Annotated in this window: 2 protein-coding genes; both read right to left on the bottom strand. The window is 57.9% G+C overall.

The genetic code is table 11. From position 1 onward, the window contains the following. Positions 1-1,416, bottom strand: a 1,416-nt coding sequence (gene rpoN / locus EOA86_RS33325; RefSeq protein WP_128345436.1) for an RNA polymerase factor sigma-54, incomplete at its 3' end; no start/stop codon positions are given. Between the two features lie 69 nt (positions 1,417-1,485). Beyond that, a partial coding sequence (locus EOA86_RS33320; protein WP_164892267.1) for a redoxin family protein occupies positions 1,486-1,763 on the bottom strand: 278 nt, incomplete at its 5' end.

Here is a 1,763-nt window from a genome sequence, read left to right as displayed (position 1 = left end):
CGCAGCTGCGGACAACCGCTTATCACGGCGCCGTAGTATGGAGGAAGGGATGTTCATCGCCTCGCGATATTTGGTGACGGTACGGCGAGCGACATTGATGCCGGTCTGCTTGAGCTGAGCAACGATGTCTTCGTCGGAAAGTACCTTGTCGAGCGATTCTTCGGCGATGATTGCCTTGATCCGATGGCGGACAGATTTGGCGGAGTGCGCGTCGCCGCCCTCGCAGGATGCGATTGTCGCTGTGAAAAAATACTTCAGCTCGAACACCCCGCGCGGAGTTAACATGTACCTGTTCGAAGCCACCCGGCTTACCGTCGACTGGTGCATTTTGATCCCGTCAGCGACATTTTTGAGACAGAGAGGCCGCAGATGGGCGACGCCGTGTGTAAAAAAGGCATCCTGCTGGCGCACGATTTCGGTCGCAACCTTAAGGATCGTCTTAGCGCGCTGCTCGAGACAGCTGATCAGCCAGTTCCCTTTTTCCTGGCAATGGTCGAGAAACGCTTTGCCTTCCGGATTTTGATTGGTCAGCTGCGAGATTTCGGCGACATAGGTGTGGTTGATCAACACTTTGGGCAGCGTGGCCGGATCAAGCTCCACCCGCCATCCACCTTCGGACTTGGGCATTACCCAGACGTCCGGTACGATGGTTTCCGGCGTCCCGGACTGGAACCGGTCTCCAGGCTTGGGATCGAGCGCGCGGATTTCGTTCCTCATGTCGAGGAGATCCTCCTCGTCGACTCCGCAACGCTGCTTCAATCCCTGAAAATCCCCCCGTGCAAGCATCTCGAGATTGGCGACCAAAGCTGCCATAGCCGGGTCGAACCGGTCTTGCTGGCGCAGCTGAATCTCCAGGCATTCGCTGAGAGTTCGCGCAAAAATCCCCGGCGGATCAAATTGCTGCAAGATTCCGATGACCCGTTCCACATCAGCTTGCCGAACGTTTAACCTCCCGGCCAGATCGAAAAGGTTTACCTGAAGATAGCCAGTGTCCTCCAGATGGGCGGCGAGCTGTCCGGCAATCAGCCGCTCCTGCGGGGTGAACGGGGTGAGGGCGACCTGGCGGGCGACATGGTCGTGCAATGTTTCGGTGTGGGCGGTAAACTCCTCGACGGCAGGTCGATCGTTGCCGCTACTGCGTTGCGACTTCCATTGCCCGCGCCCGCCAGACGGCCCGCCAATGGGCGATTCGCCGATTTCGCTTCTGCTTTGACTGCTCCGCTGATCCACCCCTGACAGCGGCGAAACGTCGTCAAACGGGTCAGGCTTCAAAACGGGGTTCTTCTCGAGTGCCTGCTCCACGAGCTGATGGAGTTCAGTATGCGTCAATCGCAGCAAGCGAATAGCTTCAATGGCTTGAGGCGATAAGACCATACGTTGCTTCTGGCGTTGAAGCAGGCTTGCTGAGAGATGCATGTTGAACCGGTAATCTGCCGAGGAGGCTCTAGTGTGTGCTGGGGTTGTGTGAGACTTGCCACTTCTGGGTCATGCCGCCGCCTTCAGTTTGTCGAGAACGTTTTGCGGGGATGAAACGCCATAGGGGTCCGTCTCGCAGTTGTCACAGAAGCCTTCCTCCTCGAACCACTGCTCCACCACGCCATCGTCGATCAGAGCGGCGTATCGCCAGGAGCGCATGCCAAAGCCCAGATTGTCCTTCGCGACCAGCATGCCCATCTTGCGCGTGAACTCGCCCGACCCGTCTGGGATCAGCTCGATCTTCTGCAGCCCCAAGGACTTTCCCCACGCATTCATGACGAAAGCAT

Origin of the sequence: Mesorhizobium sp. M5C.F.Ca.IN.020.32.2.1 (assembly GCF_004023105.1) — a bacterium.
Classification (GTDB): Bacteria; Pseudomonadota; Alphaproteobacteria; order Rhizobiales; family Rhizobiaceae; genus Mesorhizobium; species Mesorhizobium wenxiniae.
The sequence above is the reverse complement of the archived record's forward strand: the minus strand, read 5'-3'. Positions and strand labels throughout refer to the sequence as shown.